This window comes from Tamlana flava, from assembly GCF_041287255.1.
Taxonomy (GTDB): Bacteria; Bacteroidota; Bacteroidia; order Flavobacteriales; family Flavobacteriaceae; genus Tamlana; species Tamlana flava.
Genome location: NZ_JBGGTX010000002.1, coordinates 1 through 21,865, shown reverse-complemented (window position 1 = coordinate 21,865; position 21,865 = coordinate 1). Strand labels below are relative to the sequence as shown.

The 21,865-nt window shown below is 35.9% G+C and carries 21 protein-coding genes and 1 tRNA gene; 18 read left to right on the top strand and 4 right to left on the bottom strand.

Translation table 11 applies throughout. The features are described from left to right. Positions 1 to 94 precede the first annotated feature (94 nt). The 13 genes from uvrC (at position 95) to ACB104_RS04605 (ending at position 14,310) form a co-directional block, all read left to right on the top strand. Positions 95 to 1,888 carry an excinuclease ABC subunit UvrC gene (gene uvrC / locus ACB104_RS04665; protein ID WP_370477122.1) on the top strand — a complete coding sequence of 598 codons (1,794 nt, stop codon included), beginning with the start codon at positions 95 to 97 and terminating at the stop codon, positions 1,886 to 1,888. Then, complete coding sequence (locus tag ACB104_RS04660) at positions 1,889 to 4,129, top strand: patatin-like phospholipase family protein (protein WP_370477121.1); 2,241 nt, start codon at positions 1,889 to 1,891, stop codon at positions 4,127 to 4,129. A 226-nt stretch (positions 4,130 to 4,355) separates the two neighbouring features. Further along, positions 4,356 to 5,513 carry a homogentisate 1,2-dioxygenase gene (locus ACB104_RS04655; RefSeq protein WP_370477120.1) on the top strand — a complete coding sequence of 386 codons (1,158 nt, stop codon included), beginning with the start codon at positions 4,356 to 4,358 and terminating at the stop codon, positions 5,511 to 5,513. 52 nt (positions 5,514 to 5,565) lie between these two features. Further along, positions 5,566 to 6,726: a 4-hydroxyphenylpyruvate dioxygenase gene (hppD, locus tag ACB104_RS04650; protein WP_370477119.1), complete on the top strand. Its 1,161-nt coding sequence runs from the start codon at positions 5,566 to 5,568 to the stop codon at positions 6,724 to 6,726. 172 nt (positions 6,727 to 6,898) lie between these two features. Beyond that, entirely contained in the window at positions 6,899 to 7,588 is a 690-nt protein-coding gene (locus tag ACB104_RS04645; protein WP_370477118.1) for a hypothetical protein, read from the top strand. Between the two features lie 404 nt (positions 7,589 to 7,992). After that, complete coding sequence (locus tag ACB104_RS04640) at positions 7,993 to 9,441, top strand: type III PLP-dependent enzyme domain-containing protein (RefSeq protein WP_370477117.1); 1,449 nt, start codon at positions 7,993 to 7,995, stop codon at positions 9,439 to 9,441. Positions 9,442 to 9,458: 17 nt separating this feature from the next. After that, positions 9,459 to 10,436, top strand: coding sequence for a deoxyhypusine synthase family protein (locus ACB104_RS04635; RefSeq protein ID WP_370477116.1), 978 nt, complete (start codon positions 9,459 to 9,461; stop codon positions 10,434 to 10,436). Then, the gene (locus ACB104_RS04630; RefSeq protein WP_370477115.1) at positions 10,436 to 11,971 is read left to right on the top strand and encodes a carbon-nitrogen hydrolase family protein; all 1,536 of its coding nucleotides are present in this window, start codon (positions 10,436 to 10,438) and stop codon (positions 11,969 to 11,971) included. The genes ACB104_RS04635 and ACB104_RS04630 overlap by 1 nt, the downstream gene beginning before the upstream one ends. Positions 11,972 to 12,032: 61 nt before the next feature. Next, the gene (locus ACB104_RS04625) at positions 12,033 to 12,362 is read left to right on the top strand and encodes a hypothetical protein (protein WP_370477114.1); all 330 of its coding nucleotides are present in this window, start codon (positions 12,033 to 12,035) and stop codon (positions 12,360 to 12,362) included. Between the two features lie 14 nt (positions 12,363 to 12,376). Continuing rightward, positions 12,377 to 12,598, top strand: a complete 222-nt coding sequence (locus tag ACB104_RS04620) for a hypothetical protein (RefSeq protein ID WP_370477113.1) — start codon at positions 12,377 to 12,379, stop codon at positions 12,596 to 12,598. Between the two features lie 9 nt (positions 12,599 to 12,607). Beyond that, positions 12,608 to 13,018, top strand: coding sequence for a VOC family protein (locus ACB104_RS04615; protein ID WP_370477112.1), 411 nt, complete (start codon positions 12,608 to 12,610; stop codon positions 13,016 to 13,018). Then, positions 13,018 to 13,803, top strand: coding sequence for an RMD1 family protein (locus ACB104_RS04610; protein WP_370477111.1), 786 nt, complete (start codon positions 13,018 to 13,020; stop codon positions 13,801 to 13,803). The genes ACB104_RS04615 and ACB104_RS04610 overlap by 1 nt, the downstream gene beginning before the upstream one ends. A 126-nt stretch (positions 13,804 to 13,929) precedes the next feature. Continuing rightward, a complete protein-coding gene (locus ACB104_RS04605; protein WP_370477110.1) occupies positions 13,930 to 14,310 on the top strand; it encodes a hypothetical protein in 381 nt (126 codons plus the stop codon). Between the two features lie 38 nt (positions 14,311 to 14,348). Here the strand turns inward: ACB104_RS04605 and ACB104_RS04600 are convergent, their stop codons facing one another. The 3 genes from ACB104_RS04600 to ACB104_RS04590 form a co-directional block, all read right to left on the bottom strand. Then, on the bottom strand, positions 14,349 to 15,764 hold the full coding sequence (locus tag ACB104_RS04600) for an MptA/MptB family glycosyltransferase (protein ID WP_370477109.1): 1,416 nt from the start codon (positions 15,762 to 15,764) through the stop codon (positions 14,349 to 14,351). Positions 15,765 to 15,912: 148 nt separating this feature from the next. Continuing rightward, positions 15,913 to 17,403, bottom strand: a complete 1,491-nt coding sequence (locus ACB104_RS04595; protein ID WP_370477108.1) for a cellulose synthase family protein — start codon at positions 17,401 to 17,403, stop codon at positions 15,913 to 15,915. Next, positions 17,400 to 18,092, bottom strand: a complete 693-nt coding sequence (locus ACB104_RS04590; RefSeq protein WP_370477107.1) for a glycosyltransferase family 2 protein — start codon at positions 18,090 to 18,092, stop codon at positions 17,400 to 17,402. Before ACB104_RS04590 ends, ACB104_RS04595 begins: the two co-directional genes overlap by 4 nt. Positions 18,093 to 18,426: 334 nt before the next feature. Here ACB104_RS04590 and trxA point away from each other — a divergent pair, with 334 nt between their 5' ends. From trxA to ACB104_RS04565, 5 genes are all read left to right on the top strand, one after another. Further along, positions 18,427 to 18,744: a thioredoxin gene (gene trxA / locus ACB104_RS04585; protein WP_370477106.1), complete on the top strand. Its 318-nt coding sequence runs from the start codon at positions 18,427 to 18,429 to the stop codon at positions 18,742 to 18,744. A 166-nt stretch (positions 18,745 to 18,910) separates the two neighbouring features. Continuing rightward, positions 18,911 to 19,453 carry a ClpP family protease gene (locus ACB104_RS04580; protein WP_370477105.1) on the top strand — a complete coding sequence of 181 codons (543 nt, stop codon included), beginning with the start codon at positions 18,911 to 18,913 and terminating at the stop codon, positions 19,451 to 19,453. Beyond that, positions 19,454 to 20,383, top strand: coding sequence for a DUF58 domain-containing protein (locus ACB104_RS04575; protein WP_370477104.1), 930 nt, complete (start codon positions 19,454 to 19,456; stop codon positions 20,381 to 20,383). A gap of 77 nt (positions 20,384 to 20,460) precedes the next feature. Continuing rightward, positions 20,461 to 20,537 (top strand) — tRNA-Asp (locus ACB104_RS04570). 197 nt (positions 20,538 to 20,734) lie between these two features. Next, positions 20,735 to 21,064 (top strand): hypothetical protein, encoded by a 330-nt coding sequence (locus ACB104_RS04565; protein ID WP_370477103.1) that lies wholly within the window; start codon positions 20,735 to 20,737, stop codon positions 21,062 to 21,064. 64 nt (positions 21,065 to 21,128) lie between these two features. Here ACB104_RS04565 and ACB104_RS04560 read toward each other — a convergent pair. After that, a partial coding sequence (locus tag ACB104_RS04560) for a serine hydrolase domain-containing protein (RefSeq protein WP_370477102.1) occupies positions 21,129 to 21,865 on the bottom strand: 737 nt, incomplete at its 5' end.

The window sequence follows — 21,865 nt, the reverse complement described above, 5'->3', positions numbered from 1 at the left end:
AATCCATTTAAAATTTAAAAATTTTCACAAAATTAAAACATTAATTCAGTGGGATAATCAAGTAGGAAAAATTAAAATAATTACCTTTACAAGAATGGATACCCCCGATTTAGAGATACAATTAAAAACCCTGCCCAACCAACCTGGAGTTTATCAATATTATGATAAAGAAGGTGCCATAATTTACGTAGGCAAAGCCAAAAATTTAAAGAAGCGGGTTAGCTCTTATTTTACAAAAACACACGACAGTGGCAAAACCAGAGTGTTGGTAAAAAAAATTGCCAACATCAAGCATATTGTGGTTGATACAGAAACCGATGCATTGTTGCTGGAAAATAACCTCATAAAAAAGTATCAACCACGCTACAATGTGATGCTAAAGGACGATAAATCCTATCCGTGGATTTGTATTAAAAATGAACGGTTCCCAAGGGTGTTTTCTACCCGACGTGTTTTTAAAGATGGCAGTGAATATTTCGGACCTTACACTAGTGTGAAAACGGTGCAAACTTTGCTCGATTTAATAAAAGGTCTTTACAGTTTGCGTACCTGCAATTACGATTTGGCTGAAGAAAAAATCAAGGCAGGAAAATATAAAGTATGTTTAGAGTACCATTTAGGAAATTGTAAAGGTCCGTGTGAGGATTTGGAAACCGAGGAGGAATACAACGAAAATATAAAAGCCATAAAGGAAATTTTAAAAGGAAACTTTAAAGACTCGCTACAACAATTTAAAGCACAAATGCATGAATATGCCGAGCAGATGCAGTTTGAAGACGCTCAAAAAATTAAAGATAAAGTTGATATTTTAGAAAATTACCAAGCTAAATCTACTATTGTAAATCCAAAAATTAGCAATGTAGATGTGTTTTCCATTATAAGTGACGAAAGTTACGGCTACATCAATTTTTTACAGCTATCTTATGGTTCTATAATTAGGGCGCATACGTTGGAAATAAAAAAGAAATTGGATGAAACCGATAAGGAACTTTTAGAGTTGGCCATTACCGAAATCAGGCATCGGTTCAATTCAAATTCCAAAGAAATTTATGTGCCTTTTAAAGTCAATTTAGGTGAAGATGTTAAATTAACTATTCCTAAGTTGGGTGATAAAAAACATATTCTGGATTTATCGCTCCGCAATGCCAAATATTATAGGATGGAGCGGTTTAAGCAGATGAAGATTGTTGACCCCGATAGGCATGCCCACCGTATTATGGCTCAAATGAAAGCCGATTTAAGGCTCTCGGAAGAACCGCGCCATATTGAGTGTTTTGACAACTCCAACATACAGGGCACCAATCCAGTAGCAGCTTGCGTAGTGTTTAAAAATGGCAAACCGAGTAAAAAGGATTATCGGCATTTCAATATAAAAACCGTTGAAGGCCCAGACGATTTTGCATCCATGGAAGAAGTGGTATATCGCCGTTATAAGCGTTTTTTGGATGAAGACCAACCTTTTCCACAGCTCATTATTATTGATGGTGGAAAAGGCCAATTATCGTCGGCATTAAAAAGTTTGGATGCTTTGGGTTTGAGGGGCAAAATTGCTATTGTCGGAATTGCGAAACGTTTGGAAGAATTATTTTATCCAAATGACCCAATTCCCTTATATTTAGATAAGAAAAGTGAAACTTTAAAAATAATTCAGCAATTACGTAATGAAGCGCACCGTTTTGGTATTGAGCACCACCGGAATAAGCGCAGTAAAAGTGCATTAAATACCGAATTGGAAACTATACCCGGTGTGGGCGAAAAAACGGTTGTTGATTTGTTGAAGCATTTTAAATCGGCAAAGCGGGTAGCCAATGCCAAATTGGACGAATTGGAAGCTGTGGTTGGAGTGTCGCGCGCCGAAAAGATTTATAATTATTATCATAACAAATAATTGAAGTTAAAACCCATCATATTAACCCTAATTCTACTCGCTTCATTTTCTGTACAGGCACAAAATGAAACAGAAAATATCAAGCCAAAAATAGGCTTGGTGTTAAGTGGTGGTGGTGCAAAAGGCTTGGCCCATGTTGGCGTTTTAAAGGTTATTGATAGCTTGGGTGTAAAGGTAGATTACATTGCTGGAGCGAGTATGGGTGCTATTATAGGTGCATTGTATGCCTCAGGCTATTCCGGTAAGGAACTCGATTCCATTTTTCAATTAGTTGATTTCGACAACATCATTAACGACGATTTGCCCCGTGCATCAAAAGCTTTTTATGAGCGTGATAATTCAGAAAAATATGCCGTTACACTTCCCTTTAATGATTTTAAAATTAAGTTGCCATCAGCATTATCGCGTGGCAATGTAGCCTATGGTTTAATTTTAAAGCTCTTGCTTCCCGTCAATCATATTAACGATTTTAGTAACCTGCCCATTCCGTTTTTCTGCATTGCTACAAATGTAGAAACAGGGCAACAAGTTATTTTGGACAGCGGAAATCTCACCCAATCAATTATGGCGAGTGGTGCTTTGCCTTCGCTTTTTCAGCCCGTAATAATTGACGATGAAATTTTAATTGACGGAGGTGTGGTGAATAATTACCCTATTGATGAACTGCGGGATAAGGGCATGGACGTTATCATTGGTGTTGATGTTCAGGACGGTTTGGCCAAACGCGAAGAATTAGTTTCTGCACCTGAGGTTTTAATGCAAATAAACAATTTCCGCACCATCAATGCCATGAAGTTAAAATCGAAACAAACCGATGTTTACATAAAACCAAACATTAAAGATTACAATGTGGTTGCTTTTGATAAAGTAGGTAACATCATTGAAGAAGGTAGAGAATCTGCTTTATCTAAATTAAATGTGCTAAGAACTTTGGCTTCTTGCAGCGATGATGAAATGGAAGACGTGTTCCATCCAAAACCAATGGATAGTATTAAAATCAACAACTTTGAATTTAAAGGGAACAAAAACTATACAAGAGCTTACATTTTAGGGAAGCTGAAATTAAAAAGTGATGAAAAAATTAGTTATAAAGATTTTAATGAAGGTATTTATAACGTGGTGGCCACCAATAATTTTGATGCATTTCAATATCAGCTTAAGCAAACTGAAGGAAAGGAAGGTTATGACTTTATGGCCAATGTTAAGGAGTCCCAAGTAAATACATTTTTAAAATTGGGAATTCATTATGACGATTTATATAAAACCAGCGCATTGTTAAACCTCACAAAAAAACGCGTGTTTTTTAAAAATGATGTGGGCTCGTTAGATATTATTCTTGGGGATAATGTGCGGTATAATTTTGAATATTTAATTGACAAGGGTTTTTATTGGAGTATTGGGTTAAGGTCTAGATACAATCAATTTAATAAAGGCATTAGTGCACAGCTACTGTTGGATGATGACCAAATTGCTGCTACAGGTTTGAGAAATCTTGATGTAAAACTAGAGGACCAAACCAATCAATTCTATTTGCAAACACTGTTCAGGAGGGATTTTTCCCTTGGTATGGGTGTGGAACATAAGCGGTTGGAAATAAAATCTGAAACCATTTCAGGAACTAACCCAAATGATAATTTTTTGTTTGAGAACACAGATTATTTAAGTCTTTTTGGCAACTTAAAATTAGATACTTATGATGATAAATATTTTCCTAAACGTGGCGTGTATTTTAATGGCGATTTAAACATTTACCTGTATGCTTCTGGTTTTATTGACGACTTTAAGGATTTTTCAATTGCCAAGGCCGATATGGGCTATGCGTTTAGCGTTTCAGATAAATTGTCCTTTAATTTACAGACCAGCGGCGGTTTTAAATTGGGTGATAAATCTACCAGAACACTCGATTTTGCATTAGGGGGCTACGGTGCCAATTTGATTAACAATTTCGTGCCTTTTTTGGGTTACGATTTTATTACCTTAACAGGAAATAGTTATGTAAAATCTTGGGCCATTGCAGACTATGAAATCTTTAAAAAGCACCACATAACTCTAGAGGGCAATTGGGCAAATGTAGAAGACAATATTTTTGATTCGGGTGAATGGTTTACGTTGCCAGACTACAGAGGTTATGCTTTGGGGTATGCCATTGAAACATTTTTGGGCCCCGTTCAAGCAAAGTATAGTTATTCACCAGAAAGAGGTGAGAGTAAGTGGTTTTTCAATCTTGGTTTTTGGTTCTAGCTTTTTAGGATTCTGAAATTTAAAAACTCCGAAGAAATTACGATATTTGTTACACTATGATTCCTTTTTGGCCAGACTTATTACAATTTCTACATTTCCTTATCAAGAGAAATCCTGAATAAGTAGGCCTTATTGCCATTCCCGTTTTGACGGGAATCTTCTTTAAATTCACTATCTTTAGTAGAATCTATTGATTTTCTTAGAGTTAACTTTTAAATTTAAAAAAATGCCTTTTTATCATAAATTAGGAAATATTCCGCATAAACGCCATACCCAGTTTAGAAAGCCAGATGGTAGTCTATATTACGAGCAGCTTTTTGGCACTATTGGGTTTGATGGCATGTATACAAACAGCTATCATGAGCAGCGCCCCACTCAAGTAAAAGAGATAAGAAAACAATATAGTGTGGCGCCAAAAATTGCCAAGGCTAATAACATACAATCCTATCGTTTTAAGGGGTTTCAGGTTAAACCTGAAAAGGACTTTCTAGATAGTAGAAAAACTGTTTTGATTAATAGTGATTGTGCCATTATTTTGGCAGCGCCGCAAGAATCAACCAAAGATTATTTTTATAAGAATACCGATGCCGACGAATTGATTTTTATTCACAAAGGTTCCGGGAAATTAAGAACGCATTTAGGAAATTTGGATTTTAAGTATGGCGATTATTTATTGGTTCCACGGGGGGTCATTTATAAAATGGATTTTGATTCGGAAGACAACAGGCTGTTTATTGTAGAATCGCGTCGCCCTATTTACACCCCAAAACGTTACCGAAATTGGTTCGGGCAATTAATGGAACATTCACCATTTTGCGAACGGGATATTAGAAGACCACAAGAACTGGAAACCAATAACAAATCTGGTGAGTTTCTGATCAAAGTTAAAAAGCAGGACGACATTATCGAGATGGTTTATGCCTCTCATCCTTTTGACGTGGTTGGGTACGATGGCTATAATTATCCGTATGCTTTTTCCATCCACGATTTTGAACCGATTACTGGGCGTATTCATCAGCCGCCGCCAGTTCATCAAACTTTTGAGACCGATGCCTTTGTAGTGTGTAGTTTTGTACCGCGTTTGTATGACTATCACCCACAATCCATTCCAGCGCCCTATAACCATAGTAATATAGACAGCGATGAGGTGCTGTATTATGTTGATGGTGATTTTATGAGTAGAAATGATATTAAGGCAGGGCATATATCCTTGCACCCAGCCGGCATACCTCACGGGCCACATCCTGGAGCAACGGAACGAAGCATTGGAAAAACTGAAACTGAAGAATTGGCTGTAATGGTTGACACCTTTAAGCCATTAAAAGTAACCGAAGAAGCCCTTAAAATAGCTGACGAAAGTTATTTTAAATCGTGGCTAGAGTAAATATTTGTTATCAATTAAACGACTACACAAATAAACAAATCAATATCTAATCATGAGTAAAGACATAAAATCAGTAAACTACGGTTTAGAAAAAATATTTGAAGGCGCACAAGACTTCTTGCCACTTTTGGGAACAGACTATGTAGAATTCTATGTAGGTAATGCCAAACAATCAGCGCATTTTTATAAAACAGCTTTTGGATTTCAATCCTACGCCTATAAAGGTTTGGAAACAGGCTCCAAAGACTCTGTAAGTTATGTGCTAAAACAAGACAAAATCAAATTGGTTTTAACAACACCACTTAGTAGTAGTTCACCAATTAATGAGCATATTGTAAAACACGGTGATGGCGTAAAGGTAATAGCCCTTTGGGTTGAGAATGCCAGAAACGCTTACCAAGAAACAACAAGTAGGGGTGCCAAATCTTACATGGAACCTCGTGTTGAAAAAGACGAATTTGGTGAGGTCGTTAGGGCGGGAATTTACACTTATGGTGAAACGGTACACATGTTTGTTGAGCGCAAAAATTACAATGGTGCATTTTTGCCAGGATTTCTGGCGTGGACATCAGATTATAATCCAGAGCCGGTAGGATTAAAATATATTGACCACATGGTTGGTAATGTTGGTTGGGGACAAATGAACAAATGGGTGAAATGGTATGAAGATGTTATGGGTTTTGAAAACTTCCTTTCTTTTGATGATAAGCAAATCCATACCGAATACTCCGCATTGATGAGTAAAGTAATGAGTAACGGTAATGGTCGCATAAAATTCCCTATAAACGAACCTGCAGAAGGGAAAAAGAAATCGCAAATTGAGGAATATCTTGATTTTTATGAAGGCTCAGGAGTGCAGCATATAGCGGTTGCAACCGATGATATCATTGGCACAGTAACACAATTACGACAAAGGGGAGTAGAGTTTTTATCTAAACCACCAGAGGAATATTATAAAGCTGTCCCTGGCCGCTTGGAAGAACACAGCCATAAACTTCAAGAGAATATCGAAATTTTAAAAAACTTGGGTATTATGATTGATGCCGATGAAGAGGGCTATTTGTTACAAATTTTCACCAAGCCAGTTGAGGATAGGCCTACGTTATTTTTTGAAATTATCCAACGCATGGGGGCTCGTGGTTTTGGGGCTGGCAATTTTAAAGCGCTTTTCGAATCTATTGAACGCGAACAAGCAAATAGAGGAACTTTGTAGACAAAATTCTGTCTGATAACTTGCTTTTTTGCCAACATAAACTTGTTTTAGATTTAATGAACATCAAATCATTTTAGTGTTTTCAATAAGTAGAATTCTCTTATGTAACAAATATTACATAGAAGAGTAAAGTATAAATCTATATTGCAAAGTACTTAAAGACAATTATTTGATGGAAAATATTAAAAAAGACTTCGAAACAAGGTTCACAGGATGGGCGTTTATTTTGGCTGCGCTATTATTATGGTTTGGTTGGGTTTTATCACCACATCATATAGGTGAATATATTGTGGCTTCAGATTTTACTGAGGTAGGCAAAAATGTATGGTACTGGATTTGGATGTATCGCATTCATATCTTTGGTTGGGTAACAATGGGCATTGCTCTGTTCGCTTTTGTGGCTGCCACGGCAAGAAAACCTTATCGCGTGGTTATTTTACCTGGGGCTGGTATGACAATAATAGGCACTTTTACATTGGCTATTGCTTCAGCTTATTATTATAACCATGGTGCTTGGGGTGTTGGACAAACTGTTGGCATGTCTGCTGAAGAATTGGAAGATTTCATGTATAACCTTTTATTTACTAACCAATATGTAACTTGTTTTATACGCTTTGGGCGCATATTTTCAGGAGTTGGTTTAGTGCTTTTAGGTTTTGCTCTAATCAAGTGGAAAATGGTAAGCACTTGGCTGAGTTGGTTTACAATTTTGCTGGGATTTGCCGCTATGTCCGTTATTTTATTTATTCCAGATAATTTTGAAATCTATAAACCATTGTTCCATGTTAAGGTGGTTTGGTTATTAGCTATGGGTGCCGTTTTGTTGAAACAAGGCATCCATTTAAGCGAATCAAAAAGTTGATTTTTATAGTTTTAAGGTGACAATAGTTTGGTTGTAAAAGTCAGTTTTTTCGATGTAAAAAACTGACTTTTCTTTTGCTTGAAAAAAATTCAAAAAAAAATGTAATTTCTCAGTTGTATTGAAAAAAAAATTACATTTGTTCCACTCTTTTAGCTGAACAATTTGAAACCTGTTTCTATGTTCGGGCTTTTGAAAATTAGGAAGTCATATTCAAAAGCAGCTTACCGCTTAAGCGACCGAATTTTAAAGCTAACTTCCGTTTCTCCAATTTATGCTATTCAGCATGAGTTTGCTTTTGTACCTACCACTTGTAGGGAAATCCAAATTTGATATTATTTATTTTTTATTATCTTAACCTGTAGTTAAACTATCTATTGCATTTTTAACTTTAATTAAAAAATAAATTGAATACTAAATACATTGATTTAATCAATCAAACTTTTGATTTTCCTACCGAAGAATTTAAAGTTGATAAAGGCCAGTTGCATTTCCATGACATAGATTTAATGGAACTCACAAAGCAATACGGAGCGCCGCTTAAATTTACGTATCTGCCACAGATATCAAATAATATTAAAAGGGCAAAAACATGGTTTGCCAATGCCATTAGGGAACATAAATTCAAAGGAAAATACAACTACTGCTATTGTACCAAAAGTTCTCATTTTAAACATGTTTTGGATGAGGCCTTAAAAAATGACATTCATATAGAAACCTCTTCTGCTTTTGATATTGATATAGTTGAAAATTTAAAAGCATCCGGAAAAATAACCGATGAAACTTATGTAATTAGTAACGGTTTTAAACGTGCACAGTACATTACAAATATTGCCCGTTTAATTAATAATGGCCACAAAAATGCCATACCAATTATTGATAATTATGAGGAAATTGATTTGCTTTCCAAAGAAATCAAGGGCAAGTTCAATGTCGGTATCAGAATAGCCTCTGAAGAAGAACCTAAATTTGAGTTTTACACCTCACGTTTGGGCATTGGTTATAAAAACATCGTGCCTTTTTATAAAAGCCAGATTGCCAACAATAAAAAAGTTAAGCTTAAAATGCTTCACTTTTTCATTAATACCGGTATTCGCGACAATGCCTATTATTGGAACGAATTATTAAAGTGTTTGAAGGTTTACACCAATCTGAAAAAGATTTGCCCAACATTGGACAGTTTGAATATAGGTGGGGGATTTCCAATAAAAAACTCTTTGGCTTTTGAGTTTGATTATGAGTATATGATTGATGAAATTATCAATCAAATCAAAATTGCTTGTGATGAAGAGGATGTCGATGTGCCTCATATTTTTACAGAATTTGGAAGTTTTACCGTTGGGGAAAGCGGAGGTGCCATCTACGAAGTTTTGTACCAAAAACAGCAAAATGACCGAGAAAAATGGAATATGATAAACTCTTCGTTTATTACTACCTTGCCCGATACATGGGCTATTAATAAACGCTTTATCCTGTTACCTATTAACCGTTGGCAAGATAGTTACGAGCGTGTATTGTTGGGTGGTTTAACTTGCGATAGCGACGATTATTACAACAGTGAGCAGCACATGAACGCCATTTATCTCCCAAAATATAATATTGATAAACCCTTGTACATAGGCTTTTTTAATACTGGAGCCTACCAAGAAACCATTGGGGGTTTTGGCGGTTTACAACATTGTTTAATCCCATCACCAAAACATATTTTGATTGATAGGGATGCTGATGGAAATATTACAACCAAGTTATTTAGCGAACAGCAAAAAAGCGAAGATTTATTAAAAATATTGGGTTACGAACAGTATAAAGAAACTGTTGAAGGTCATGAAGTCTACAGCAGTTCAGTAAAAAAATAACGACATAAAATTTGATGATGACAACTACAAAAGGTCCTATTTCACAATTTATAGAAAAACATTATTTACATTTTAATGCCGCTGCTTTAGTGGATGCGGCAAAAGGCTATGAATCTCAGCTAGAGTCTGGCGCAAAAATGCTGGTTTCCTTGGCAGGTGCTATGAGTACTGCCGAATTGGGCAAAAGTTTCGCAGAAATGATACGTCAGGATAAAGTGCAAATTGTTTCTTGCACAGGAGCCAATCTTGAAGAAGATATCATGAACTTGGTAGCCCATTCACACTACAAGCGTGTACCTAATTACCGTGATTTAACCCCGCAAGAAGAGTGGGATTTATTGGAAAAAGGACTAAATCGAGTTACAGATACCTGCATTCCAGAACACGAGGCATTCAGGCGCTTACAAAAACATATTTATGAAATTTGGAAGGAAGCTGATGCCAAGGGCGAACGCTATTTGCCGCATGAGTATATGTATAAAATGCTATTGTCAGGCGTTTTGGAGCAGTACTATGAAATTGACTTAAAAGACTCATGGATGTATGCTGCGGCAGAAAAGAATTTGCCAATTGTTTGCCCAGGTTGGGAAGACAGTACTATGGGCAATATTTTTGCAAGCTATGTGCTAAAAGGCGAATTAAAAGCAAGTACCATGAAATCGGGTATTGAGTACATGACCTTTTTGGCCGATTGGTACACTGAAAATTCCAAAAAAGGAATTGGCTTTTTCCAAATTGGCGGTGGTATTGCAGGTGATTTTCCAATATGTGTTGTGCCTATGCTGTATCAGGATATGGAACGGACCGATACGCCATTTTGGAGTTATTTCTGCCAAATAAGTGATTCTACAACAAGTTATGGGTCATATTCAGGAGCCGTGCCAAACGAAAAAATAACCTGGGGTAAATTGGATATTAATACACCAAAGTATATTGTAGAAAGTGACGCAACAATTGTAGCACCTTTAATTTTTGCTTATTTATTGGGTTGGTAATGTCTAAAGTTGAAAACATAGAAAACGTTGAACTTCGATACCTCACCATTGATGATTACGAGGAATTGAAAGCGGCTACTTTGGAGTCGTACGGCGGTGTTCTAAATTCATATTGGAAAAAACATCACATTTCCGATTTAACTTCAATATTTCCAGAAGGGCAGGTTGTAATTCTGGTAGATGGCGATATTGCCGGTTGCGCACTATCCTTAATTGTGGATTATGACAGTATTGATGCCGACCATACCTACCAAGATATCATTGCAGGCGAATCGTTTAAAAACCACAATTCAGATGGCGATGTGCTTTATGGTATTGATGTTTTTATAAAACCTGCTTATAGAGGTCTTCGATTGGGAAGGCGTCTTTATGATTACAGAAAGGAAGTTTGCGAGCAATTGAATTTAAAAAGTATTGTTTTTGGTGGTAGAATGCCCAACTATCATAAACATAAAGAGCTCACTCCAAAACAATATATAGAAAAGGTTAAGCGCAAAGAAATAAACGATCCTGTGCTAAACTTTCAAATTTCTAACGATTTTCACCCAATACGTATTTTAAAAGGCTATTTGGAAGGAGATACGGCATCCAATGAATATGCCGTGCTTATGGAGTGGGATAATATTTACTACACCAAACCAAGTAAAAAGGCCAGCACAGTAAAAACTATTGTAAGGCTCGGATTGATTCAATGGCAAATGCGACCCTATCATAGTTTGAGTGAACTCATGCAACAAGTAGAATATTTTATTGATAGTGTTGCGGCCTATAGGTCTGATTTTGCAGTGTTCCCAGAATTTTTCAATGCCCCTTTAATGGCAGAATTCAACCATTTGCATGAACCAGATGCGATTAGAGAATTGGCAAGATTTACAGAAACCATAATTAATAAACTAAAGGAGTTTTCAATATCCTACAACATTAATATAATTTCTGGAAGTATGCCTGAAGTTGTGGAGGATAAACTATATAATGTTGGCTATTTGTGCCGTAGAGATGGCAGTGTCGAGCGTTATGAAAAAATACATGTTACTCCAGATGAAGCTAAGGTTTGGGGCATGCAAAGAGGCAATAAACTGAAAACTTTTAGTACGGATTGTGGTAAAATAGGTATTCTAATTTGTTATGACTCTGAGTTTCCAGAATTATCTCGTTTGCTCGCCGATGAGGGTATGGATATTTTATTTGTTCCTTTTTTGACGGATACACAAAATGGCTATTCACGAGTGCGTTTGTGCGCTCAGGCTAGAGCTGTAGAAAATGAATGCTACGTTGCCATAGCGGGTAGTGTAGGTAATTTACCCAATGTTAATAACATGGATATACAATATGCACAATCGGCTGTTTTTACACCTTGCGACTTTTCTTTTCCTAGTAGTGGCATTAAAGCAGAAGCAACACCAAACACTGAAATGATTTTGGTTGCAGACGTAGATATAAGTTTATTGCGCGAGCTGCATTCCTTTGGCGCCGTAAAGAACCTAAAAGACAGAAGAAAAGATTTTTATGATGTTATTCGAATTAAACAATCATAAATATTATATTTAGATCAACAAAACTCAAATGTTACCCTAAACGGAATAAAAAAATCAACCCATGAAAAATAGAAATGATAATTTAAAGCGTGTCATTGTAGATTTTAAAAAATTAACCCCAGAGATTTTAGCGCTTTTAGTTGAAAAATACCCTGATGGTTATGATGACGACCAAATCATATCCTTCAGAAATCAGCATAACGAAATTATAGAAGCTGTTGAAGTAACAACTGCCGACACCAAATATTTAGTGAAAGTTAGTACCAAATTGGCAATCACTATGGAGAATTATGATGAGGACGATTACGAAGATTTTGATAACAACGACCCAGATGCTATCCAAGAACCAGACATGGTTGATGAGGATTCAGATGATGACGATAACGACTAATAAATTACAGTACCATGAGAACAGCCGCTTTTAAGCACTACAAAAACGGTTACTTTACATTTTGGTTTGAAAACGGTGAGGAATTGGCCTTTGAAGAAGTGCACCCGCGCGTTTTAAAACAATTCGATTTAAAAAACGATAAAAGCTTAATTGATAAGGATTTTAGAATAACATTTGTTGAAGATGAAGACGGAGACGATGTTATTTACAGAGTTGAAAGTTTAAAACCTCTTTAATCATGCGCTATGCAAACAGCCTTTCACATGTCTTTACCTTGCCAAAGTGTAAGAGAGACCAGTAGTTTTTACACCAATATTGGTGCGTCCTTGGGTAGATCGACCCAAAACTGGATTGATGTAAATTTATATGGGCATCAAGTCACCTTCATTAAATCGGGAAAATTCAGTTTTAATAGCCCTAATTATGTGTTTGAAGGCAAAATGCTTCCTTCATTTCATTTTGGAATTATTTTAGATACCAAAACATGGGGTGAAATCTACAAAAAACTAAGGGAGCAAAAACTGGATTTGGTAAAGGAATCTACATTTCTACAAGGTAAATCGGGAGAACACCAGTCTTTTTTTGTCAAGGATCCAAACGACTATTTAATCGAATTCAAGAGTTTTAAAAACGCCGAGGATACCTTCAAAAAGTAATGTACGTAACCGTTGCTTATCAAGTGGCGAGTACTATCAATATCAAAGAAAGCAAAAATCATTTGCGGTGGCAAATGCTTTTTCAAGATAGTGACGAGCTGTATTACAAGATTTCGGAAAATGCGTTTGTATACCTGTTTCAATATGGGATGGTCAGTTTTTTTAACTTAGAGAAACATGCAATAGATGAAGCTTTACAAAAAATAAGACCGTTTTGTAATAATTATTTTTCTGAAAAACTATCAGAATCTGCAGAAGTGGTTGTCGAGCAAGGGACATTAAAGGTCCAGTTTGATAAGATTGTATTGCCCAGAATGGATCAAGAAATGGTTCGTTTGGTTATGCTGAACACTTCGCAGTCTGTAGCACTAGATAGGTATTCCGAAATTACAGAAGAACTACTTAATGAAACCAACAAACACACCTCTTATCTTGAGGAATACGGAAAGCTGGATATCTCTGGAAACAAACTGAAACGCTTTATTGGGAAGGCACTTAACATTAAAAACAAAATTTCAGAGAATCTGTACATTTTTGATTCGCCAGATATTACTTGGGAAAATGAGCAACTCAATAAACTCAATCAAGATTTAAAATATTCGTTCGATTTAACTGACCGTTACCGATTGATTCACGACAGAATAGAAATCATTAAAGAAAACCTTGAGCTCTTTAAAGACATCATGGATCATAAAGAAAGCAGCCGTTTGGAATGGATTATTATCATCCTAATTGTTATTGAGGTTATTGATATGTTTATTGCAAAACTTTTTAATGTATTTTAAAAAAGATGTTAGATTAATATGTATCTTTAATTAACTGGATTTCAGTAGTTTTTGTGAAAATTCATAGGTAGATCGGGTGCGGTGAATTCGATTTCCAATAGATGATAAACCAAAATATCTACTACGATGAAAACAAAAAAATTAATACTTTTAAGTAGTTTGCTACTCTTGCTTTTCACGCTTTCAGGGTATACAAAAGCAATCACTTATGAAGATTCTTTTAGTGTTTCGGAAGCTCAAAATGGACTTGTTGTGTTCGCTACTTACGATGGACACGAAGATTATGGCTATAATTTTATTACCAAAGGAAAGGATGATGAAGAGCACACCCTGACCTTTCAAAAAGTTGAGGAATCTGTGCTAAAAGCATTTAACTTGAATTCGGATGACCTTGTGGGAGCAAAGTTTAAAATCACCTTTAACAAGGAAATTAAGGTTACAAAAGATGCAGATGGTTATGAGGATGAAGAAGAAATTAATACCATAACCAATCTAGAAAAGGCTTAGTTTCATTCTGAATTAATATTGAAACATGGCTTCAAAATTTAGGCTTCCTTTTTGGAAGCCTTTTTTATAAAAACTTCCCAAATAAATATACCATAAACCAAAGTATACTCCAAAGCGATAACCAACAGGTTTTCAGATTTATCTATGCTATTGACCCCCAGATAGGCTAAGTAACTCAGAATGATAACAAAGCTCCAAAGCAATGGAAATTTATATTTGGTGAACACCGATAAAATTAAAAGTGTTGCAACATACCATGGATGTACTGTGGTGGCCGTAAAGTAATAAAACGATAGCACGAACAACATGGCGGTGATGAGTTGAACTGTGGTTTTGTTACTTCTGAAAAAAGCAATTATTATAACAAAGGTGGCAACAATAAAGGGTATTATTTTTCCAATAATGGCAATTTCATTATAGCCTCTAAAAGCATATCCTCTTTCGCGTGCCAAATAGTACAAACTAGCATTAAACTCAAATTCCTGAAACCATAAAGCCACGGTTTCGGTATAGTTATTTACAAATGCTGAAGAATAAAAAGGCACAAAAAGCAATAATGTTACAGAGCCTACAATGGCATAAAACAGAGTTAACCTTGTCAGGTTGAGCGCAGTCGAAACACAATTGTTTTTGTCACTAGGACGGGGCAACGGTGAAGTAATCTTACTATTTGAAGCAGATTGTTTCCTTCCGTTCGCAATGTCGACGCCTTTTGTAAACCATTGAAAAAACAAGGGTAAAAAAATCAGTGGCACTAATTTTACTGAAATGGAGAGCGCCAAAACTACTGCTGCCCATTGCCATTTTTTGATTAGCAACAGATATAAGCCCCACACCAAAAAGAAAATCATAATGCCTTCAAAATGTAGATTTCCGGTAAGTTCTATTATAATGAATGGATTTAAAATATACCAAAAGATGTTGTGCGATGGGATTTTGAGTTTTTCTAGGAGTTTTTTGCCAAAATAAAGTGTGCCAAAATCGGATGCAATAATTAATAGGCGCATAATTACAACAGAACCCAAAATACTTTTACCTGCAAAAAAAGCAGTAATGGTAAAACATAATTGACTTATGGGCGGGTAATTGGTAAAATGCCCAGCACTTAAAGCACCCATGCCCTCGTATAATTCTTTGGCTTGCATTATTGGAAAATTACCTTGGATAATGAAGGATTCTGGGGTAAACAAATAGGGGTTTATTCCCGCCAAAATGATTCGGCCATCCCAAATAAAACGGTAGAAATCTTGTGAAAGGTTCGGTATGGCTATAATAAAAATGGCCCTGAAACTAAAAGCTAGATACGTTAGAAGTTTTAGGTTACTTTTGAATATCTGCACCAGTTTGTAAAACATGTAGAACAAGGCGGCATAGAGCATTAAAAGCTTCACATAATCTATTCGGGTTAAGTCATATCCGAATGCCCAATAGAACAATCCGCTTGATAAGACCATTAATAGCGGAAGTCTATTAAGTTTTAAAAAGGATTTGTTTAAAAGCATAAGGTAAATATAGCATTAAATGCTATTCTTCCCCTTTAAAGTTTCCGGTCAACTAAACAAAGAATGTAATGCCAAAACGGGTATGGCGTAAGCTGAAGTTTTATACTTTTGAGAGCAACGACTTAAAAAATACATAGCCAAAACCTGCAAAAAGCATGAGGTGAAAAGGGAAAAGTCCGAAATCACCACCTTGGTTTCCTACAATGAAAGCACTGTACATTCCAAAGGCAAAATAAAGCATAAGCAAACCTTCAAAAATAACATGTACCGATACGGTTTTCTTCATGTATTTATTGGTTTTCCAGTTGTCTTTGTATTTGCTAAGGTTGAACTTTGGAGTACGAACAAACTCAGATTTTTTCCCCAAATGACCTTCTAAAACGGCTATGGAATTGTGAAGCGAAAAACCCATGGCAATAGAGAAAAACACAAAAAACATCCCAATATATCTTATAAAGTTTTTAAAGCCGGGGCCATAAATGTTTTTGTACATAAACCAATAGCAAATAAAAAAGATAATGGTGCTCATTACAAAAAAGCTCATGACGTAAAAATATGGGCGTAAATGGGCATATTCGTTTTTAATGTAAAGCATAGGTATGCTCAATACCCCAACAATAAGTACGTTTAAAAACATGGTGCTATTCAAGAGATGTAATAGTCCATGAATCTTAGTTTTAAAAGAAATGTCATGGCTTTTTATAACACGACCAAGCATTTTTCGGAAGTTTTCGGCGCCTCCTTTGTTCCATCTAAATTGTTGCGAACGTGCCGCACTTATAACTACTGGCAGTTCGGCAGGGGTTTCTACGTCCTCTAAATACTTGAACTTCCAATTTTTTAATTGGGCGCGGTAACTTAGGTCTAAATCTTCAGTTAGGGTGTCACCTTCCCAGTTGCCAGCATCAATGATGCAACTCTTTCGCCACAAACCGGCGGTGCCGTTAAAATTTATAAAATGTCCTTTGCTGTTTCTGCCAACCTGCTCTAATGTAAAATGGGCATCGAGGGCGAAGGCTTGAATTTTTGTAAGTAAGGAAAAATTCCTGTTGATGTGCCCCCAGCGGGTTTGTACAACACCTATTTTTTCATCTTTAAAATAAGGTACGGTACGTTTTAGCCAATCTTTTTTGGGAAGGAAATCAGAATCGAAGATGGCCAAGAATTCTCCTTTGGCAATTTTTAAGCCTTCTTTCAATGCTCCTGCTTTAAAACCTGTACGGTCTTTTCGGGTAATGTGTTTTATGTCCAACCCTGTGGCTTGGAGTTTTTCAACATGTTCGCGGGTACTTTCAACGGTTTCATCTGTAGAATCATCCAGAACTTGAATTTCAAGTTTGTCTTTGGGGTAATCAATTTCGGCAATGTTGTCAAGTAAGCGTTCCATAACGTACATTTCATTGTACACAGGAAGCTGAATGGTTACATAAGGAACTTCATCAGGGTTTGATAAATCGAATTTAGGGCAATCGTCTTGCTTCTTTTTGGAAGACAAATAGTTAAACAATAAGTTTAACTGTGCCAAAGCATACATAAATATGAGCAAAAGCGAAATGGTGTAAATAATAATTGTTGCCGTTTCTACTATCATTTTTTAAAACTGTATTTAAAAATCCAACCCAAGATTTTTATGCCTGCAAATATAGCACCTTTTACCGTACCAGATACTTTTGAAACACCAATTCTGTTTCTGTAATGTACGGGCACCTCAATATATGATAATTTTTGTTTCAAAACCTTAAGTTGCATTTCAACTGTCCAGCCATAGGTTTTGTCTTCCATTTTTAGGCCAAGTAACTTTACATATTTAATGGCCCGGAATGGTCCGAGGTCTGTAAATGTTGAACCAAAAAATAATTTCATTAAACTGGTTGCTAGATAGTTGCCTAAAATTTGCGGATAGGTCATCGAGCCTTCTGCTCTTAGTTTTTTCACTCTTGCGCCAACAACAAAATCTATATTTTTTTCAATAATTGGGGCAACTATTTTATCCAGTTCTTCGGGATAATCACTGTAATCGCCATCCAGAAAAACCACAATTTCTGGTTTTTCCTTTTTGTTGGCTATATAGCTCATGCCTTTCAAACAAGCATATCCATAGCCTTTTTTTTCTTCAGTTAAAATGGTTGCGCCTGCTTTTTGTGCGTTAATTTCAGTATCATCTGTAGAATTGTTGTTTACTACAATAACTTCATCAACAGTTTTTGGGATATCATTTACAACTTGAGCTATTGAACTGCCTTCGTTGTAAGCAGGAATGATAACATTGATTTTTGTCATTGCACGTGGCTAGAATTTAAATGCTTTTTAAACCTTGCAAAGATAATCCATTCTTTTGGTTTTTCTTAGATGCTTTTGATTTTGGATTTAGCTAACAAGGAATATTTGTCGCTTTGAGTTTTGGAAACAATTTAAGGAATTTGAGGACTCAATAAAATTAATTTTAGACTGTTATTTTAGATTGAATTAAATTGTTTTGGAGATGTAAGCTATTGTAATAATGTGAATTGATAAAGCTATAAGGAAAACAAATTGACGGTTTGTAAACTTTAGAGTTTTTTTTGACTAATTTTGTGTTTTAAAATAAATAAAGAACTTGTTAAATATAAATATTATGGCAGTAGAGATAACGGATGCAACCTTTGAGGAAACGGTTTTAAAAAGTGATAAACCCGTATTGGTAGATTTTTGGGCAGCTTGGTGCGGACCATGTAGAATGGTAGGTCCAATCATTGAACAAATCAGTGACGAATATGATGGCAAGGCTGTTGTTGGAAAGGTAGATGTTGATGCCAACCAAGAGTTTGCAGCCAAGTACGGTGTACGTAACATCCCAACAGTTTTGGTGTTCCAAAATGGTGAGGTTGTTGGAAGACAAGTAGGGGTTGCTCCTAAAAATGCATACACAGACGCGATTGATTCGCTTTTGTAATAAATTGTTAAGCACCAAAACATTAGATTTCAATTTTAATTGAATATAATTTTAGCTGTTTCATCTGATATTCAAAAAAGTTGATTAATACAGAGGAAAAAGAAAATTGAAAAGGTTTGCCATTATGGCAAACCTTTTTTTATTTTAGATGCAAATAATTAGAACTATGAGCAAAACATTAAAAATTCAGGATATCATTGATAACAAGCTCATTGAAGAGCGCAAAGTTTTTTTGTGGGGGCAAGTAGATGACGAATCTGCAAAGCACGTAATCGATAGGTTACTTTATTTGGATGCTTTGGAAACCAAAGATATTCACCTGTACATCAATAGCCCGGGAGGATATGTAACCTCTGGTTTCGCCATGTATGATTGCATCAAATCTTTAAAGAGTGATGTTTCGACCATATGCACCGGATTGGCGGCATCAATGGGCTCTATACTTCTTTCGGTTGGCACTAAAGGTAAACGGTTTATTCAACCACACGCTCGTGTGATGATACATCAACCTAGCGGAGGTGCTCGTGGTCCGGCAAGTGACATTGAAATTACTGCTCAGGAAATATTGAAAACCAAAGAACTGAGTGCTAAAATATTAGCAGATAACTGTGGGCAAAAGTTTGATAAAGTAATGAAAGACTTTAACAGAGACCATTGGATGGGTGCTGAAGAGTCAGTGGCCTACGGTATCGTCGATAAGGTTATTTAATTGGATTTACAAACGGAATTAAATAAAGCGGAAGGTTTTAAAAACCTCGGACTTCTTGCGAAGCAAGTGGTTGAAGGGTTTATTGCTGGGATGCACAAAAGTCCCTTTCATGGGTTTTCGGCAGAATTTGCTGAACATAAAATTTATAACCAAGGAGAGAGCACGCGCCATATTGATTGGAAATTGTTTGCCAAAACAGACAAGCTTTACACGAAGCGCTATGATGATGAAACGAACTTACGGTGTCATATCATTTTAGACAACAGTAGCTCGATGCACTATCCGAAAATGGATTCCTTTTCCATCGGGCATTTAAACAAAATTGGGTTTTCGGTACTAGCTGCTGCTTCATTAATGCAAATTTTAAAAAGGCAGCGCGATGCAGTGGGCTTAAGTATTTACAGTGATGCTTACGATTACTATGCTCCGGAGAAAGGAAGTGAGCGGCACCACCAAATGCTGTTGAACCATTTAAGCGAAGCCGTTATTTCAAAACCATTAAATAAACAAACCGAAACTTTTAAATATCTACATGAGATAGCTGAAAAAATCCACAGGCGTTCCATGATTTTTTTGTTTACAGATATGTTTCAAACGGCCGAAGATGATGTGAGGCTTTTTGAAGCATTAAGGCATTTAAAATATAACAAGCACGAAGTGATATTGTTTCATGTATTTGATAAAGAAAAGGAGCTGAAATTCGATTTTGACAACAAACCGAAACGCTTTATAGATGTGGAAACGGGAGAGCATATTAATTTATATGCAGATTCCATAAAGGAAAACTACACACAAGCGGTTGAAGATTATTTTGCTGCTTTACGCTTAAAATGTGCGCAATACAAGATAAAATATGTAGAAGCAGATATCAATAAAGATTTTAATAATATCCTCACCACCTATATGATAGAGCGGCAAAAATTCGGATAAAAATATTTTTAAAAAACTTTGAAAAAGATTTGAGATATAAAAAAAGCCATGTATATTTGCATCCGCAATAGCGCAACGGTCTGGTAGTTCAGTTGGTTAGAATGTCGCCCTGTCACGGCGAAGGTCGCGGGTTCGAGTCCCGTCCAGACCGCCAAATTGCTAAAAGCTCTAAGAGATTAGGGCTTTTTTTGGCAAGTAAAAGTAGTTGTGTTGTTCACGCCTAAGGCGTGATGTAGTTTACCAAAGTAACACTTGGTAACCAATGGAAAGCTTTCCTTTTCCGATGTTTCGGAATTGGGATGCTTTTTTGTTTTAGAGAGGTTTCTTTTTTATCTAAAAGTACGACTGTGGATGCAAACAATTAGTTATTATTTTTTTTGTAACTTGAAAAGGTTAGACGCACAGAATGTTATGAGAAATCCACTATTAAACAAACCTGTTTTATTAAATGTAGTTATTCTTATAATATCAGGTTTTATAAGTTTTTTTACTTTACTATTTGGAATTGCCCATATTATTCAAGGAGTTAAGCAGAACATTGAAGGAAAAAGTCCCTATATTCCTAACGGGGAAGTCGTACTTGGAGTGATAATTGTCGCTCTGTTATGCATTATTGGAATTATGTCCTTACTTCTTACCATAGCAGCAATTCTTGCAATTATTAAAAGAATTAAAGCTTGAATTTAAATAAATAATAGCTTACTTGTTATAAAGGCTTTTTATTTTAACGGGAATTTATTTGGCTTTACAAGGAATTAGCAATAGTTCTGTAAAGTGCAATCTCGAGGTCATGAAAGAACCCTGTGGTATCATTCTTGAAATGGTAATTAGACGATAATTTTACTATTACCATATCCTTATCGGGGTCTACATATATAAATTGAGTATAAATACCTTGAGCGTTAAATTCATCTTTTGCTTCAAGAGGAATCCACCATTGGTAGCCATATCCCTCTTTTCTCTTTGCATTATGTCTTATGCCAGGCATTAAATGAGGGGCATCAGGAGTAGTTGAAGCCCTGACCCAGCTGGAATTAATTAATTGTTTTCCTTTCCAATTACCGTTGTCAAGAAATAGCTGTCCAATTTTAGCATAGTCTACAGCTGTACAGTTAAGCCCTCCAATGGCAAATTCCATGCCTTCATTGTCTATTATCCAATAGGCATCTGATTCCGCCCCTATGGGTTCCCACAATTTCTTAGCCATGTATTCAGAAATTGACGTGCCAGTAGCTTTAGTGAGAATCATGCCCAAAACTTGGGTGTCTACACTAACGTATTGGTTATAAGTACCAGGTTTTCTTGATCTTTTCAATCTTTTTGCAAAATCTCTCATAGGCATTCCTAAAGCAAAATAGCGCCCCAATACATTAATGTCAGAATTAAAATCACTGTAATCTTCGTTGAACTCTACACCAGAGGACATTTGTAAAACATTCTTAATTGATACACCTTCATAACCAGTTCCAATAAATTCTGGAA

Excerpts from the sequence above, each read along its gene's own strand:
- uvrC (WP_370477122.1), top strand. The coding sequence starts at position 95 with ATGGATACCCCCGATTTAGAGATACAATTAAAAACCCTGCCCAACCAA.
- ACB104_RS04655 (WP_370477120.1), top strand. The coding sequence starts at position 4,356 with ATGCCTTTTTATCATAAATTAGGAAATATTCCGCATAAACGCCATACC.
- hppD (WP_370477119.1), top strand. The coding sequence starts at position 5,566 with ATGAGTAAAGACATAAAATCAGTAAACTACGGTTTAGAAAAAATATTT.
- ACB104_RS04645 (WP_370477118.1), top strand. The coding sequence starts at position 6,899 with ATGGAAAATATTAAAAAAGACTTCGAAACAAGGTTCACAGGATGGGCG.
- ACB104_RS04635 (WP_370477116.1), top strand. The coding sequence starts at position 9,459 with ATGACAACTACAAAAGGTCCTATTTCACAATTTATAGAAAAACATTAT.
- ACB104_RS04630 (WP_370477115.1), top strand. The coding sequence starts at position 10,436 with ATGTCTAAAGTTGAAAACATAGAAAACGTTGAACTTCGATACCTCACC.
- ACB104_RS04625 (WP_370477114.1), top strand. The coding sequence starts at position 12,033 with ATGAAAAATAGAAATGATAATTTAAAGCGTGTCATTGTAGATTTTAAA.
- ACB104_RS04620 (WP_370477113.1), top strand. The coding sequence starts at position 12,377 with ATGAGAACAGCCGCTTTTAAGCACTACAAAAACGGTTACTTTACATTT.
- ACB104_RS04615 (WP_370477112.1), top strand. The coding sequence starts at position 12,608 with ATGCAAACAGCCTTTCACATGTCTTTACCTTGCCAAAGTGTAAGAGAG.
- ACB104_RS04610 (WP_370477111.1), top strand. The coding sequence starts at position 13,018 with ATGTACGTAACCGTTGCTTATCAAGTGGCGAGTACTATCAATATCAAA.
- ACB104_RS04605 (WP_370477110.1), top strand. The coding sequence starts at position 13,930 with ATGAAAACAAAAAAATTAATACTTTTAAGTAGTTTGCTACTCTTGCTT.
- ACB104_RS04600 (WP_370477109.1), bottom strand. The coding sequence starts at position 15,764 with ATGGTCTTATCAAGCGGATTGTTCTATTGGGCATTCGGATATGACTTA.
- ACB104_RS04595 (WP_370477108.1), bottom strand. The coding sequence starts at position 17,403 with ATGATAGTAGAAACGGCAACAATTATTATTTACACCATTTCGCTTTTG.
- ACB104_RS04590 (WP_370477107.1), bottom strand. The coding sequence starts at position 18,092 with ATGACAAAAATCAATGTTATCATTCCTGCTTACAACGAAGGCAGTTCA.
- trxA (WP_370477106.1), top strand. The coding sequence starts at position 18,427 with ATGGCAGTAGAGATAACGGATGCAACCTTTGAGGAAACGGTTTTAAAA.
- ACB104_RS04580 (WP_370477105.1), top strand. The coding sequence starts at position 18,911 with ATGAGCAAAACATTAAAAATTCAGGATATCATTGATAACAAGCTCATT.
- ACB104_RS04565 (WP_370477103.1), top strand. The coding sequence starts at position 20,735 with ATGCAAACAATTAGTTATTATTTTTTTTGTAACTTGAAAAGGTTAGAC.